This window comes from Staphylococcus sp. HMSC072E01 (assembly GCF_001814125.1).
GTDB classification, from domain to species: domain Bacteria; phylum Bacillota; class Bacilli; order Staphylococcales; family Staphylococcaceae; genus Staphylococcus; species Staphylococcus hominis.
The window spans coordinates 44372-59430 of record NZ_KV814963.1; the positions used below are offsets into that span (position 1 = coordinate 44372).

Sequence of the window (15059 nt, forward strand, 5' to 3'; positions counted from 1 at the left end):
TTTATTTGTATCTTGATACTCATCTACATGGATGTATTGAAATTTATTTTGATAGTATTCTAATGCATCTGGTACACGTTCAAATAAACGAATCGTTTTCATGATTAAATCATCAAAATCCAATGCTTCATTTCTAGATAGTTGACGTTGGTATCCACTATATACTGTTGCAACCATTTGTGAATGAAAATCATTTGCTTCTTTCATCGCATCTTCGGGCGTTTTCAATTCATTTTTTAAATTACTGATGGCACCAATAAACATTCTCGGTTCAAAACGTTTACTATCAATATTTTCATTTTTAAGTACATCTTTAATTACAGATTTTTGATCAGTTGGGTCAATAATGGTAAAGTTGCGTTCAATACCAATACGATCTGCATCTCTTCTTAAAATCTTTACACACATTGAATGGAATGTTGACATCCAAATCACTTGAGCTTCTTCACCAACCAAGTGTTCCACACGCTCTTTCATTTCTTTTGCAGCTTTATTAGTAAACGTAATAGCTAAAATGTTATACGGAGAAACATCTTTTTCATCTAATAAGTAGGCTATGCGGTGTGTTAACACCCTTGTTTTACCTGACCCTGCGCCAGCCATGATAAGCAAAGGACCTTCTGTCGTTCTAACTGCTTCACTTTGTTCTTTATTCATATTACTTACTAGAGCATTCATTATTTCGACTCCTTCTTTATTTTTACAGTTTTTAAAGCTTTTTTAATATCTGAGTATATAATATTACCTACAATAATTGTATCGGCATAATTTTTCATTTCTTTAGCTTCAGTTAAAGAACTAATACCACCACCATAAAATAATTGTGTATGGGTTAACATTTGGGAAGCGGCTTTTACGATCTCTTTATCTCCATATGTACCACTATATTCTAAATACAAAATTGGCAACTTATACATTTCTTCAACGAGTTGCGCATAAGCTTCAATATCTTCAACATCTAACTGAGTATTTGATTGTGTAAGTTTGGCTACTTTACTATCTGGATTAAGAACGACATACCCTTCAAGCATCACTTCTTCAAAATTAATCATATGACCATATTGTTTTAATGCTTTATGAAGCAAACCATTATGATATGTCACATCATTACTATTTAATATTGAAGGTATAAAATAAAAGTCAAAGCCAGGCATTACGCTATCTAAATTTGAAACCTCTAGTACTAAAGGTAATGGATATCTTCTAACTCTACTCATAAGATGAATGACATTATCCTCAGTTACACCGTCTGTCCCACCAATCATGATGGCATCAGTATCTGACATACATAAGGCTTCTAAATTTTCATCGCTAATCTCTTTGGCAGGATCAAGTTTAAATACATGCTGCCACTTTCTAATGTCATACATTATCCATAACTCCTTCTTTTAACATACACTAAATTATAGCATTTTTATCTTTGCAATTCTAAATCCATACACTAAGTTTATACTATTACAAATTGTAAAAATTATATTCACAAAAAAGAGACAATTGCTATTTTTAGCTAAGCAATTGTCTCTCTTTATTTATTCTTTTGTTTCAACATTTAATCTATCTAAAATCATTGTATACGCATCATTACCCCATTGCAGTGAGCGTTTAACTCTAGATATCGTAGCTGTTGATGCACCAGACTTCTCTTCTATAGTTGCATAAGTAAAACCTTGCTTTATCATTTTAGCAACTTGAAGTCTTTGAGATAAAGATTGAATTTCATTGACTGTACATAAATCATCAAAGAATTGATAACATTCTTCTCTATCTTTAAGTGTTAAGATGGCATCAAATAATTCATTCAATGCTTCTCCTCTTAATTTTTCAATTTGCATCTCAAGCAACCCCTATTTTCAAATTAAATATAACTATATTTTAACGCATTAATTAATTAAAGTGTAGTTATTTCAATTGAAAATGCTAAAACTATATTAGTAAACTATTCTAAATTAGCACGTTTAAAAATGGTATCGACTTGGTTCAAATGATGTTTTGGATCAAAACACTCGTCTAATTCTTCTTTAGATAAAACATTTGTAATGGTTGAATCTTGTTCTATAAGTTCACGGAAAGGTGTTTTAGTTTCCCAAGATTTCATCGCTTTAGGTTGTACTTTATCGTATGCTTCTTCACGCACCATACCTTTATTAATTAATGCAAGTAAAACGCGTTGTGAAAAAATAAGACCAAATGTTTTATTCATATTATTTCTCATATTATCTTCAAATACTGTTAAACGGTCGATAATATTAGTAAATCTATTTAAAGCATAATCTAATGCAATTGTTACATCTGGTAACATAATTCGCTCTGCAGAAGAATGAGAAATGTCTCGTTCATGCCATAATGGGACATTTTCATAAGCAGTTGTAATATAACCACGAATCACTCTTGAAATACCTGTAATATTTTCTGAACCGATTGGATTACGTTTATGCGGCATTGCTGATGATCCTTTTTGACCTTTAGCAAATGCTTCTTCAACTTCTCTCGTTTCAGTTTTTTGTAAATTACGAACTTCTACAGCAAATTTTTCTAATGATGTCGCAATTAACGCTAAAGTTGCAATGTAATAAGCGTGACGATCACGTTGAAGTGTTTGAGTTGATACAGGGGCTGTGTCAATTCCAAGATGTTTACAAACGTAACTTTCAATTTCAGGAGGAATATTGGCAAATGTTCCTACTGCGCCACTCATTTTCCCAACTTCAATTTCTTTACGTACCTCTTTAAAACGTTTTAAATTACGTTTCATTTCTGTATACCATAATGCCATTTTTACGCCAAAAGTGGTTGGCTCAGCATGAACACCGTGTGTACGACCCATCATTAATGTATATTTATATTTTTTAGCTTTTTCTTCAAGTACTTTAATAAAGCGTTCAATATCTTTTTCAATAATTTCATTCGCTTGTTTAATTACATAACTTAATGCAGTATCTACAACATCTGTAGAAGTTAATCCATAATGAACCCATTTACGTTCTTCTCCAAGTGTTTCAGATACTTGTCTTGTAAATGCTACTACATCATGACGCGTTTCTTGTTCAATTTCTTTTGCACGATTGACATCCACTTTAGCATTTTCACGAATTTTTTTTACGTCGTCCTTAGGAATATATCCTAATTCACTCCAGGCTTCACAAGCAAGAATCTCCACTTCTAACCATGCTTCATATCTATTTTGGTCTGTCCAAATACTAGACATTTCTTCTCTTGAATAACGTTCAATCATTATTAAACTCCTATCTTATGTAATTATTTTTATAAAAAGCTGTACATTAAATCGTTTTTAAGTAAAATAGTTCGTATTTAATTCTATATTTATAGTTTAACAGATTCTATACTAAAAGTATAAAGATTTTTTATTCTAATTGAATATAGGTTTACGAACTTTATAAAAATATTAAAAGGTCTCTGACTTCTAAATTGTCAAAGACCCATATATGAGCAGTTATTAAATGTCATTTTCTATTTTCTTACCAACAAATTGAATATCTTGTCGTAATATCTTTATATTTCCTTGTTTATCTTCAAAGTAAACAGGTTTTTCAATACGTCTGACTGGCATGTATCCTTCTTTTCTCATACGTGCAATACAATCTGAAATAGTTTCATTTTCATTTACCTTGAACTTCACTATGTTCCACAACACTTTCTATTTCTTCTACTTCATATGCTTTTACTTTCTTAGTTCGAACACCTTTAGTCCAGAATCCACCGTGAATGGCTCTAGGTTCATACGCAATGATAAATGCTTTTTCATCTAAACTACGAACAGTTTCCATTAATTTTCGTTCATAACGTCTAGGTGTTAAAATTTGCATTACCATTCGACTTCCATCTCTACCATGTGCTTCATAGTGAGTAACACCATAACCTAAATTTCGTAACTCTTTAGGTAAATCAAGCTCGTATTCTGCAGATGTTACGTTTACAACTGTATAGCCTAATGCAAGCTTTTCTTCAATTTTCATTCCAACAATGATACCTATTGAGAATCCAAAGGCATATGCAATAATATTTTGAATTTGATCTAAACTAGACATCACTAGCCCTAATCCAACAACATATATTAAAACTTCAAGAAAACTTACTACTGCTGCCATATAACGATATCCTTTTAACGTTAAAATCGTACGCATTGTAAGAAATGTAACATAAAAAACGTTAATGATGAATATCGCTAATACCATTATCCATGGATTTGACGTAATTACTGACATATTATTCCTCATTTCATTTAACTAAAATTCGAAATAATTTTATCAGTCACAAATAATTTTGTCACTAAAAACTAATAGTAATTAAATCATTTAATTATTAGAGTATTCATTTATTCTTTTGTATGTGAATGTTTAGGCCAAGTATAGCGAGTATATGCCAATTCTCTTTTATGTGCATTTTTAACATAATGATTCTCTATCGTTGTTTTTGCATCACTTGGTACTTCTTTGCCCTCTAAGTAGTCATCAATTTGATTATAAGTTACCCCTAATGCTTCCTCATCAGGTAATTGAGGTTTATCATCTTCTAAATCAGCAGTAGGCACTTTTTCATATAAATGTGTTGGCGCTTCTAAATATTCTAAAAGCTGTCTACCTTGGCGTTTATCTAGTCCAAAGATAGGTGCAATGTCAGCAGCACCATCACCATATTTAGTATAAAAACCTGTGATATTTTCAGCTGAATGGTCCGTTCCTAAAACAATACCACTACGATTTGAAGCAATAGAAAATTGTACTTTCATGCGCTCTCTTGCTTTTTCATTTCCTCTTTGGAAATCTGTAAGTTCAATACCCGCTTCTTTCAATGATGCTACACTTTGATCTACTGCTGGTTTAATATTAACTGTAATCACTTCATCAGGTTGAATAAAATGAAGTGCATCTTCTACTTCATCAGCATCCTTTTGTTTACCATAGGGAAGTTTAACTGCTATAAATTGGCATTCTCTTCCTTCTTTACGGAGTTCTTCAACTGCTAATTGCGCTAATTTACCAGTAAGTGTAGAATCTTGACCACCAGATATGCCAAGTACTAATGACTCAATAAATGTATGTGATTGAACATAATTTTTAATGAATTGGATAATCTCACGAATTTCTTGTTGACTATCAATATGTTTCTTTACTTTCATTTCTTTTACTACGATATCTTGTAAATTAGTCATTATCTTCCTCCATTTCCTTAACATGTTCTGTCACTTCAAGAATGCGCTTTTGTTTATTATTCCAACAACTTGTGCTTAAATCTACTGGATATTCTTGTGGATTTAAATAACGTTTATTTTCTTCCCACAATTGTGATAATGATTGTTTTAAATAATCTTGAGTTTCTTTTTCACTTGGTAAGTCATAAACTAATTTACCATTTTCGAAAATTGAATGATGTAAATCAATTGCTTCAAAATGCTTAACATGTTTCATTTTATAAGTATGAACTGGATGGAACATCTTTAATGGTTTTTCTTTATTAGGATTTTCATGTTCAAGCGTGATATAGTCACCTTCAGCCTTGCCAGTTTTAGTATTAATAATACGATATACTTTTTTCTTACCAGGCGTAGTAACTTTTTCCGCATTATTTGATAGCTTGATACGATCTACATATTCACCTTCATTATTTTCAACAGCGACAAGCTTATAAACTGCTCCTAAGGCTGGTTGATCATAACCCGTGATCAATTTAGTCCCTATACCCCAAGAATCTACTTTTGCACCCTGTGCCTTTAAACTGGTAATTGTTTGCTCATCTAAATCATTTGAAGCAATGATTTTTGCGTCTTTAAAGCCTGCATCATCAAGCATACGACGAGTTTTTTTCGATAAATATGCAATGTCACCAGAATCTAATCTTATACCTATAAAATTAATGGAATCTCCTAATTCTTTTGCAACTTTAATTGCAGTTGGTACCCCTGATTTTAAAGTGTGGAACGTATCTACTAAAAACACACAATTTTTATGTCGTTCTGCATAAATCTTAAATGCTTTATACTCATCACCATATGTTTGAACTAGTGCATGAGCATGAGTTCCGGAAACTGGAATACCAAATAATTTGCCTGCTCGGACATTACTTGTTGAATCAAACCCACCAATATATGCTGCACGTGCTCCCCAAACTGCGGCATCAATTTCTTGTGCACGTCGTGTACCAAATTCCATTAACGTATCTTGTGGTGCAACTTGACGAATTCTACTAGCTTTCGTTGTAATAAGCGTATGAAAATTTACAATATTAAGTAAAATGGTTTCAATAAGTTGAGCTTGAATTAATGGCGCTTCTACTCGTAATAATGGTTCATTCCCAAAACACAATTCCCCTTCTTGCATCGCGCGAATATTCCCTGTAAATTTCAAATTTTTAAGATATTTTAAAAAATCATTTTTATATCCTATTGATTGTAAATATTCGATATCAGAATCACTAAAATGGAAGTTTTCTATAAATTGAATCATTCTTTTTAACCCATTAAAAACAGCATATCCACTTCCAAATGGCATATTTCTGAAATACAAATCAAACACTGCATTTCTTTCATGAATACCGTCATTCCAGTAACTTTCTGCCATATTTATTTGATATAAGTCATTATGTAACATTAAACTATCATCTTCGTAACGATACATCCTCATCTCTCCTAACAACCTTTTTGTATATTTTATCACAATTCAGTAATAGTGAGTATTTTCGATAATAGTCTTTAATTTAAAAATTAAATTTTTTTAATTCGACAAATTCATGACATAAGTATTTATTGTATGTGTTATATCAGTTACTCGCTTATAATACTATTGAGGTGATTATATGCTATTAGAAGAAGCTACAAATTTTATCCAAACTATGTATGGTGAATTAAATTACTCAAATCATACTATTTCTAAACGTATCACTGAGATAGAGAAAGAAATCAATCGGACAGGTACCTATACACATACTTATGAAGAACTAAATTATGGCGCTAAAATGGCATGGCGTAATTCCAATCGATGTGTCGGGCGCTTATTTTGGGAATCATTAAATGTTGTGGATGCACGCGATATTTATACAGAACAACATTTCTTAGATGCGCTTCATAATCATTTAAACAAAGCAACAAATGGCGGTAAAATCAAACCATATATCACTATATTTTCTTCAACTGATGCACCTAAAATATATAACAATCAATTAATACGTTACGCAGGATATGAAGATAAAGGTGATCCATCAGAACGCGAGATAACACAATTAGCTAATCATTTGGGATGGAAAGGCAAAGATTCAGACTTTGACGTGCTTCCTCTTATTTATCAATTACCAAATTCACCTATAAAATATCATGAATTTCCAGCTTCATTGATTAAAGAAGTAGATATAGAACATGATCAATTTCCAAAGCTGAAAGATTTACATTTAAAATGGTATGGTGTTCCTATTATTTCTAATATGGATTTGAAAATAGGTGGAATTACATATCCAACTGCTCCTTTTAATGGTTGGTATATGGTCACTGAAATTGCAGTTCGTAATTTTACTGATACTTACCGCTATAATTTGCTTGAAAAAGTTGCAGAAACATTTGAATTTGGTACACTTAAAAATAATTCATTTAATAAAGATCGTACATTAGTAGAATTAAATTATGCAGTTTATCACTCTTTTAAATCACAGGGTGTTTCTATTGTTGACCACTTAACTGCTGCTAAACAATTTGAATTATTTGAAGAAAAAGAGGAACAGCATCATCGTGATGTTACTGGAAAATGGTCATGGTTAGCCCCACCGTTATCGCCAACGTTAACTGCTAATTACCATCATGGATACAAAAATATTATTAAAGATCCTAATTTCCATTATAAAAAAGCGACACCGATGAAATGTCCATTCCACTAATGTACAAGATTCATGAGGTGACAATTCATCATGCATTTATATTATTTAGGTCCCGAAGGTACATTTTCATATTTAGCTGCTAAAAAATATTTTTCAAAAGATAACTTTAACTTCATACCAAAGTCTAATTTATATGAAGTCATTAAGTCAGTAAATAGTGACGCTCAATCTGTAGCAATTGTACCCATAGAAAATTCAATTGAAGGAACTATAAACATTGTGGCAGATGCACTAGCTCAACAACATGTTTTTGCTCATGGGGAAATACATTTAGATATTAATTTTGGTTTATATGCCACAAGGGACTCAAAGATAGAAAATATAAAAAAGGTATACTCTATCGCACCAGCCATCAGTCAAACAAGCCAATACATTCAAAAACATCAATTTTCTTACGATTATGTTGAGAGTACAATTCAAGGATTAGAAAAAATCTCCTCGGATGTAGCAGCCATTGTCCCTGTAGGTAGTGGTGAAATGTACGGATATACTGCTATAGAGAGTAATATTCAAGATTACCCGCATAATGTTACACGTTTTTTAGTCATAAAAAATGATAATAACTTTGAGTCTAAAACGAATAACACAATGCTATTAATTACCCCTAAGTATGACAAAGCTGGATTACTGGCAAGTATACTGACTACATTTGCATTATTTGATATTAATTTATCATGGATTGAATCAAGACCATTGAAAACTCAACTGGGCATGTACCGCTTCTTCGTACAAGCAGATACCGGGCTATCAGATAATTTGAATAAAGTTATATCAATATTAGAAACATTAGATTTTTCAGTGAAAATTATTGGTGCTTTTCATCGTCAATAAAAGGGAGTGGACAATATTTGTGTTGAATGTATCCTTTCATTCTGAAAAACTAGCCGCATCATATTAAAAATGCCTAGAACCACTCATGAACTCATGATGTCCCAGGCTTTTTTATATATTTATTTAAAATATTAAGATAAAACATACATAATGAATATATGATTTCAAGATATTTAATTTTATTTTAAATTTAATGTATCAGAAATATCAAATCCTAAAATATATGGCATTAAGAAATAAACAATTACTATAATAATCACTGCAGAAATTAAATTAACCCAAACTCCTACTTTAGCCATTTCTTTAATACTCAACTTACCTGATCCAAATATAATAGCATTTGGGGGTGTTCCTACTGGTAACATGTAAGCACAGTTTGCTGCCATAGCTGCGGGTACCATTAATAACATTGGATGTACACCTACTGCTACAGATAGCGCAGCAAGAATAGGTAAAATCATTGTAGCAGTTGCTGTATTTGAAGTCACTTCTGTTAAAAATAACACAAATATTGTAATGACAATAACTATTACTAGTGGATGCACCCCATCTAACATTTTTAGTTGCTCACCTAGCCATTTTGCTAAACCACTTTCTGAAATTCCTTTTGCTAAAGCTAAACCTCCACCAAATAATATAAGTACACCCCATGGTAATTCTTTTGCCACTTCCCAATCAATAATTCGCTTATGCTTTTCTTTACTTTTAGCCGGAAATATAAAAAGTAAAATAGAAATAAATATTGCAATTGTACCGTCTGCAACTTCAGATGTTATTGAAAAATTTTTTAAAATAAATTCTCTTGTTATCCATAGTAAACTTGCAAGAATAAAAATAGCTTGAACCACTTTTTCTTCATAAGACATTTTACCAAGACGATTGAGTTTATCTTCAATCAATGTTTGACCACCCGGTAAATACTTCAAATCATGTCTAAATGCGATAAATCTTAAATAAGCCCATGCTAATGCTATTAAAATAATAACTGTAGGAATACCAACAATCATCCATTTAGCAAAGCTAATTTCTTGTCCAAAATGTTGTTCAAATTGTCCTTTTAGTATAATGAGTGGCGGTGTTCCAATAAGTGTACCTAATCCTCCGATGGTCCCAGAATAACCAATAGCTAAGACAAGTGATTTTTCAAACTTCGAAATGCTATCTGATTTAACGTCATCATCTTTCAACTCATTCGCTTCTTTAATAATTGCTAAACCAATAGGTATCATTATCATAACAGCCGCTGTATTTGATACAAACATTGATAGGAATCCTGTAGCAATCATGAAGCCTAATAATATTTTACTCGTGCTTGCGCCAATATATCTAATAATAGTTAAAGCTACACGTGTATGTAAATTCCATCTTTCCATAGCAATTGCAAGAATAAAACCACCTAAAAATAAAAAGATAATATCATTACCATATTCAGAAGAGACTTGTTCAAGCGAAAGTACATGTCCTAAAGGCAAAAGTATGAGTGGTAAAAAACTCGTTGCAGCAATTGGTATCGCTTCTGTAATCCACCAAATAGCTATCCACACCGTAATTCCTAAAACATATACCCCTTTGAAAGGAAGTTCTACTGGATGAAAGAATGATAAGATAAGAACAAACAATAACGGTCCTAAAATGAGCCCCAATAATTGCCCCATAGAATAAGATTGATTTGTATGATCTTTTTTAGAAAAAAATGTTAAGTATTGTGCATTTCTTCGAAAACCTGATTGCTTAGTCATCTAATTCTCCCCCTTTAAAATTAGAAACTTAACTTAATATATTCTATTTTTAGAAATATGGCATCATCTCAACAAAGTTGATTTGATACCTATTATATTGCAAACAAGCCCTCATAGAAATCTGACTTTTTTGAAAATATATAATGATATTATAACATAAAAGAAAACGCTTTATTATATATCATAATAAAGCGCGTATCATTTATTTTTCATCTATAATTATACCTTTTTAAATTAAATACTAATCAATATTAATTTTTTTAACTTTAACTTTATCATTTTGATTAAATGTCAAATTAGAAATATCTTCTAAATGTAATCTTTGTGTCGAATGATTAAACGAATTACCTGCAATAAAAACATTAGTATGTTTTACATTATTATAACTTCTCACGTGTATAGCATCTCTTTTCATTTCTCCTTCAAAATGATTACCGGTTACAGTCAAATTATCTCCAGCTTGAGTCTTTTGAACTTGTCCTGTAGAAACATCAGCCGCATTTTTTCCATCTTTAACTCCAAGAAAACGAATACCACCATTACAATTTATAAAGGTATTATTTGAGATAAACATTGTCTTTGATTTTAACGGAGTTAATGCATATTCATTCATTCCGTTAAACACATTATTCCTTATATGAATATTTTCGTAAAAGCGATTATAACGACTGGCATGAGAGCCTATCGCTCTATTCCAAGCTTGCATTTTAGGTTGGTTTGAATTTCCAAAATAGCAATCTTCAATGACAACATTTTTGGTAATCGTGCCATCAGTCGTACCAAATTTAGGAAATGACCCAGGCACTTGAATGTCTAATTGAATTGCTTCAGAAAATGAACGATCACCATTTACATCAAAAAAGCCTTTAAACTTACAGTTCTTAATATATAAACCATTGATTCCACAAGCATCTAGTGCATGTCCACCTACAACATCAAGTACTGTAATATCTATTAACTCGATATCTTCAGCATGACCTATAGACATTGCGGTATTATTGTAGGGGTACTTTGAACCGTTCATATCAAATATACCACCTTTTATTTTAATATGCCCATTTCCTTGATATCCATGATAGAAACCAAATTTTTTACCATTTTTTAACAATGCATCTCTCGAGTGACGCTGCAAGATGGTATCATCTTCTAATATTAAAGTGGTATGATCATATATCACTAATGCTTTACTAATATAATAAGTCCCAGATGGTATATAAACTGTATGTTCTCCATATCTTGCGGCATTAAGTGCTTTTTGTATAGCTTTAGTATCTCTTCGTTTATGTTTTCCTTTTAAACCAAAATCCTGTGCATTGATCAATATTTTTTATCCCCTATCTTATGTTGTTATTAAATATATTTGTAACCATAATGGTGTATAGCTATACTATATTTATAATTTAATATTATACATTTTTTAAGGTATTCAAACATTTTTTAAGAAAGGGATGTTTATTATGACTAACAAAGCATTGATTGTTGTAGATTATTCTTATGATTTTATCGCTGATGACGGCCGATTAACTTGTGGTAAACCAGGCCAAGATATTGAACAGTTTATTGTAGAAAGACTCAATCAATATCAACATCAACATGATAATATCTTTTTCATGATGGATTTACATTTTGAAGAAGACCCGTATCATCCTGAAACTAAATTATTCCCACCACATAACATTGAAGGCACTTCAGGTCGTCAATTATATGGTAAGGTAAAATCATTTTTTGATAAATATAAAAATGAAGATATTGTACATTATTTAGATAAGCGACGTTATGATTCTTTTTATGGTACTGCTTTAGATAGTTTATTAAGAGAAAGACATATTGATACTGTTGAAATTGTAGGTGTATGTACTGATATATGTGTACTCCATACAGCAATTTCTGCTTATAATTTAGGCTATCATATTATTATCCCTGAACAAGGTGTTGCCTCATTTAATGAAGAGGGTCATCAGTTCGCTTTAGCTCATTTTAAAAACTCATTAGGTGCAAAGGTAGAAGTTATCAATTAAAACATGCTAAAATAAGGATAAATTTAAAAATTAAGGGTGAATAAATCAATGGCAAAAACTTATATTTTTGGACATCAAAATCCGGATACAGATGCAATATCTTCAGCTATTATAATGGCTGATTTTGAACAACAAACTGGAAATTCTGAAGCAACTCCTTATCGCTTAGGTGAAGTGAGTGCTGAAACAAAATATGCATTAGATCATTTTAAAGTTGATGCACCAACTTTATTAAATGATGATTTAGAAGGTCAAGACGTTATCTTAGTTGACCACAATGAATTCCAACAAAGTGCTGAAACTATTGCTAAAGCGAATATTGTGAATGTCGTAGATCATCATAGAATTGCGAACTTTGAAACAGCAGGTCCTTTATACTATCGTGCAGAACCTGTAGGTTGTACTGCTACAATTCTTTATAAAATGTATAAAGAACGTAACTTTAAGATTAAACCTGAAATTGCTGGATTAATGATTTCAGCTATTATTTCAGATAGTTTATTATTTAAATCTCCAACATGTACTGACGAAGATGTAAATGCCGCTAAAGCATTAAAAGACATTGCTAATGTCGATTTAGATGAATATGGTTTAGAAATGTTGAAAGCAGGTGCTTCAACAACTGATAAATCTGCTGAAGAGTTATTAAATATGGATGCTAAATCATTTAATATGGGAGATTATGTTACTCGTATTGCTCAAGTCAATACTGTAGATATTGATGAAGTCTTAAATCGTAAAGATGAATTGGAAAAAGCAATGTTAGAAACAAGTGCAAACGAAAAATATGATTTATTTGTATTAGTTGTCACTGATATTATTAACAGTGATTCTAAAATTTTAGTTGTCGGGGCTGAAAAGGATAAAGTTGGTCAAGCCTTCAATGTTCAATTAGATGATGGTATGGCTTTCTTATCGGGTGTAGTTTCTCGTAAAAAACAAGTTGTACCTCAAATCACTGAAATTTTAACTAAATAATTCATATTTTAATTCATATATAATAAGGCTGAGATAGTAAGTTACTTAACTCTCAGCCTTTTTTAATTTATTTTAATCATTCATTCAAATGTTTTAACCTTGGATACATTTAACTAAAATTATATAGTCAATCACACCTATAACGGTATTGTGATTGACTGTACAGGAGGTACTACAATTGAATTTAATAGAAAAACAATTTCAAGAAAGTAAACAGTTTTTTAAAACACATCAAACTAAAGATATCAAATTTCGTAAACAACAATTAAAATTATTAAGTAAAAGTATTAAAGACCATGAAACAGAATTATTAGAGTCGTTAAAAATAGACTTAGGGAAAGGTTCAGTAGAAGCGTATGCTACTGAAATTGGTATACTTTTAAAAAGTATAAAAACAGCTCGTAAAGAATTAAAAAACTGGGCTAAAACTAAGCAAGTAGATACACCCCTATTTATGTTTCCATCAAAGAGTTATATTAAGCCTGAGCCCTATGGAACAATATTAATTATCGGTCCCTTTAATTATCCCGTACAACTTTTATTCGAACCTCTTATTGGTGCTATAGCAGCTGGTAATAACGCCATCATTAAACCTTCTGAACTTACTCCTCATGTTGCACAAGTAGTGCGAAAAGTGATTGAGGATGTATTTACAAGCGATTTTGTAGCTGTCGTTGAAGGTGGCGTTGAAGAAACTCAAACATTAATCAATCTTCCATTTGATTATATATTCTTTACTGGTAGCGAAAATGTAGGTCGAATTGTTTACGAAGCAGCAAGTAAAAATTTAGTTCCTGTCACACTTGAACTTGGTGGTAAATCACCAGTGATTGTAGATGAAACTGCTAATATTAAAGTAGCAAGTGATCGTATTAGCTTCGGTAAATTCACCAATGCTGGTCAAACTTGTGTAGCACCAGATTATATTTTAGTGAATAGAAAAGTTAAAAATGAATTAATTCAAGCATTTAAACAATCTATTGAAGAATTCTATGGCAAAAATATTCAAAATAGCCCTGATTTTGGACGTATTGTTAATACAAAACATTTCAATCGACTTTCTGAATTATTAGCAATACATCGTAATGAAGTGATTTTTGGTGGGCATACTGATGAAAATGAACAATATATCGAACCTACAATTTTAGACGGTATTACTCCACAATCTAAAATTATGGAAGAAGAAATTTTTGGTCCATTATTACCAATCATCGTCTACGATGATTTTAATGAAGCGATAGATATTATTCAAAGTAAATCTAAACCTCTAAGCTTATATTTATTTAGTGAAGATGAAAATACAACGAACTGTGTGCTAGAAGAATTGTCATTTGGTGGCGGTGCAATCAATGACACTTTAATGCATTTAGCTAACCCAAATTTACCCTTTGGTGGCGTAGGTGCTTCAGGAATTGGCGAATATCATGGCAAATATTCATTTGATACATTTAGTCATATGAAATCATATATTTTTAAATCTACTCGACTAGATTCGAGTATTATCTATCCCCCTTATAAAGGTAAATTCAAATATATTAGAACATTTTTCAAAAACTTATAAAAAAATCCCTATAATGGCTCACTTTACAAGTGTTTACATTATAGGGTATTTTTT

15 protein-coding genes are annotated in these 15059 nt (G+C 31.2%); 5 read left to right on the forward strand and 10 right to left on the reverse strand.

Annotated features, from left to right (window positions below; translation table 11 throughout):
* The 8 genes from HMPREF2953_RS04565 to HMPREF2953_RS04600 form a co-directional block, all read right to left on the reverse strand.
* Positions 1-678: UvrD-helicase domain-containing protein (locus HMPREF2953_RS04565; RefSeq protein ID WP_176746032.1), on the reverse strand; the 678-nt coding region annotated here is incomplete at its 3' end.
* A complete protein-coding gene (locus HMPREF2953_RS04570; RefSeq protein WP_070672031.1) occupies positions 678-1370 on the reverse strand; it encodes a heptaprenylglyceryl phosphate synthase in 693 nt (230 codons plus the stop codon). The genes HMPREF2953_RS04570 and HMPREF2953_RS04565, both read right to left, overlap by 1 nt.
* Before the next feature lie 159 nt (positions 1371-1529).
* Positions 1530-1832, reverse strand: coding sequence for a YerC/YecD family TrpR-related protein (locus HMPREF2953_RS04575; protein WP_070672034.1), 303 nt, complete (start codon positions 1830-1832; stop codon positions 1530-1532).
* Between the two features lie 104 nt (positions 1833-1936).
* Positions 1937-3232 (reverse strand): adenylosuccinate lyase, encoded by a 1296-nt coding sequence (purB, locus tag HMPREF2953_RS04580; protein WP_049335659.1) that lies wholly within the window; start codon positions 3230-3232, stop codon positions 1937-1939.
* A gap of 222 nt (positions 3233-3454) precedes the next feature.
* Positions 3455-3637 carry an NETI motif-containing protein gene (locus tag HMPREF2953_RS04585; RefSeq protein WP_002455112.1) on the reverse strand — a complete coding sequence of 61 codons (183 nt, stop codon included), beginning with the start codon at positions 3635-3637 and terminating at the stop codon, positions 3455-3457.
* Positions 3618-4223, reverse strand: a complete 606-nt coding sequence (locus HMPREF2953_RS04590) for a DUF2179 domain-containing protein (RefSeq protein ID WP_002450021.1) — start codon at positions 4221-4223, stop codon at positions 3618-3620. The genes HMPREF2953_RS04585 and HMPREF2953_RS04590 overlap by 20 nt, the downstream gene beginning before the upstream one ends.
* 110 nt (positions 4224-4333) lie before the next feature.
* Positions 4334-5170, reverse strand: coding sequence for an ammonia-dependent NAD(+) synthetase (nadE, locus tag HMPREF2953_RS04595; RefSeq protein ID WP_070672036.1), 837 nt, complete (start codon positions 5168-5170; stop codon positions 4334-4336).
* On the reverse strand, positions 5163-6632 hold the full coding sequence (locus tag HMPREF2953_RS04600) for a nicotinate phosphoribosyltransferase (protein ID WP_070672038.1): 1470 nt from the start codon (positions 6630-6632) through the stop codon (positions 5163-5165). Before HMPREF2953_RS04600 ends, nadE begins: the two co-directional genes overlap by 8 nt.
* Positions 6633-6810: 178 nt before the next feature.
* Here HMPREF2953_RS04600 and HMPREF2953_RS04605 point away from each other — a divergent pair, with 178 nt between their 5' ends.
* Positions 6811-7878 carry a nitric oxide synthase oxygenase gene (locus tag HMPREF2953_RS04605; RefSeq protein WP_070672040.1) on the forward strand — a complete coding sequence of 356 codons (1068 nt, stop codon included), beginning with the start codon at positions 6811-6813 and terminating at the stop codon, positions 7876-7878.
* Between the two features lie 30 nt (positions 7879-7908).
* Positions 7909-8709, forward strand: a complete 801-nt coding sequence (locus HMPREF2953_RS04610; RefSeq protein WP_049335669.1) for a prephenate dehydratase — start codon at positions 7909-7911, stop codon at positions 8707-8709.
* Between the two features lie 179 nt (positions 8710-8888).
* Here the strand turns inward: HMPREF2953_RS04610 and HMPREF2953_RS04615 are convergent, their stop codons facing one another.
* Together HMPREF2953_RS04615 and HMPREF2953_RS04620 are read right to left on the reverse strand one after the other, a co-directional pair.
* Positions 8889-10448, reverse strand: a complete 1560-nt coding sequence (locus HMPREF2953_RS04615) for an SLC13 family permease (RefSeq protein WP_070672042.1) — start codon at positions 10446-10448, stop codon at positions 8889-8891.
* Positions 10449-10689: 241 nt separating this feature from the next.
* Positions 10690-11772 (reverse strand): glycosyl hydrolase family 28-related protein, encoded by a 1083-nt coding sequence (locus HMPREF2953_RS04620; protein ID WP_039984319.1) that lies wholly within the window; start codon positions 11770-11772, stop codon positions 10690-10692.
* 133 nt (positions 11773-11905) lie between these two features.
* Between HMPREF2953_RS04620 and HMPREF2953_RS04625 the strand changes: the two genes are divergently transcribed.
* From HMPREF2953_RS04625 to HMPREF2953_RS04635, 3 genes are all read left to right on the forward strand, one after another.
* On the forward strand, positions 11906-12466 hold the full coding sequence (locus HMPREF2953_RS04625) for a cysteine hydrolase family protein (RefSeq protein ID WP_070672044.1): 561 nt from the start codon (positions 11906-11908) through the stop codon (positions 12464-12466).
* A 48-nt stretch (positions 12467-12514) separates the two neighbouring features.
* Positions 12515-13444 carry a manganese-dependent inorganic pyrophosphatase gene (locus HMPREF2953_RS04630; RefSeq protein WP_049335676.1) on the forward strand — a complete coding sequence of 310 codons (930 nt, stop codon included), beginning with the start codon at positions 12515-12517 and terminating at the stop codon, positions 13442-13444.
* Positions 13445-13622: 178 nt separating this feature from the next.
* Positions 13623-15005 carry an aldehyde dehydrogenase gene (locus tag HMPREF2953_RS04635; RefSeq protein ID WP_019835501.1) on the forward strand — a complete coding sequence of 461 codons (1383 nt, stop codon included), beginning with the start codon at positions 13623-13625 and terminating at the stop codon, positions 15003-15005.
* Positions 15006-15059: the final 54 nt, after the last annotated feature.

Bases quoted from the DNA above. Each gene is read 5' to 3' on its own strand.
- HMPREF2953_RS04605 (WP_070672040.1), top strand. From the start codon at position 6,811: ATGCTATTAGAAGAAGCTACAAATTTTATCCAAACTATGTATGGTGAA.
- HMPREF2953_RS04625 (WP_070672044.1), top strand. From the start codon at position 11,906: ATGACTAACAAAGCATTGATTGTTGTAGATTATTCTTATGATTTTATC.
- HMPREF2953_RS04600 (WP_070672038.1), bottom strand. From the start codon at position 6,632: ATGTATCGTTACGAAGATGATAGTTTAATGTTACATAATGACTTATAT.
- HMPREF2953_RS04610 (WP_049335669.1), top strand. From the start codon at position 7,909: ATGCATTTATATTATTTAGGTCCCGAAGGTACATTTTCATATTTAGCT.
- HMPREF2953_RS04630 (WP_049335676.1), top strand. From the start codon at position 12,515: ATGGCAAAAACTTATATTTTTGGACATCAAAATCCGGATACAGATGCA.
- purB (WP_049335659.1), bottom strand. From the start codon at position 3,232: ATGATTGAACGTTATTCAAGAGAAGAAATGTCTAGTATTTGGACAGAC.
- nadE (WP_070672036.1), bottom strand. From the start codon at position 5,170: ATGACTAATTTACAAGATATCGTAGTAAAAGAAATGAAAGTAAAGAAA.
- HMPREF2953_RS04570 (WP_070672031.1), bottom strand. From the start codon at position 1,370: ATGTATGACATTAGAAAGTGGCAGCATGTATTTAAACTTGATCCTGCC.
- HMPREF2953_RS04615 (WP_070672042.1), bottom strand. From the start codon at position 10,448: ATGACTAAGCAATCAGGTTTTCGAAGAAATGCACAATACTTAACATTT.
- HMPREF2953_RS04575 (WP_070672034.1), bottom strand. From the start codon at position 1,832: ATGCAAATTGAAAAATTAAGAGGAGAAGCATTGAATGAATTATTTGAT.
- HMPREF2953_RS04590 (WP_002450021.1), bottom strand. From the start codon at position 4,223: ATGTCAGTAATTACGTCAAATCCATGGATAATGGTATTAGCGATATTC.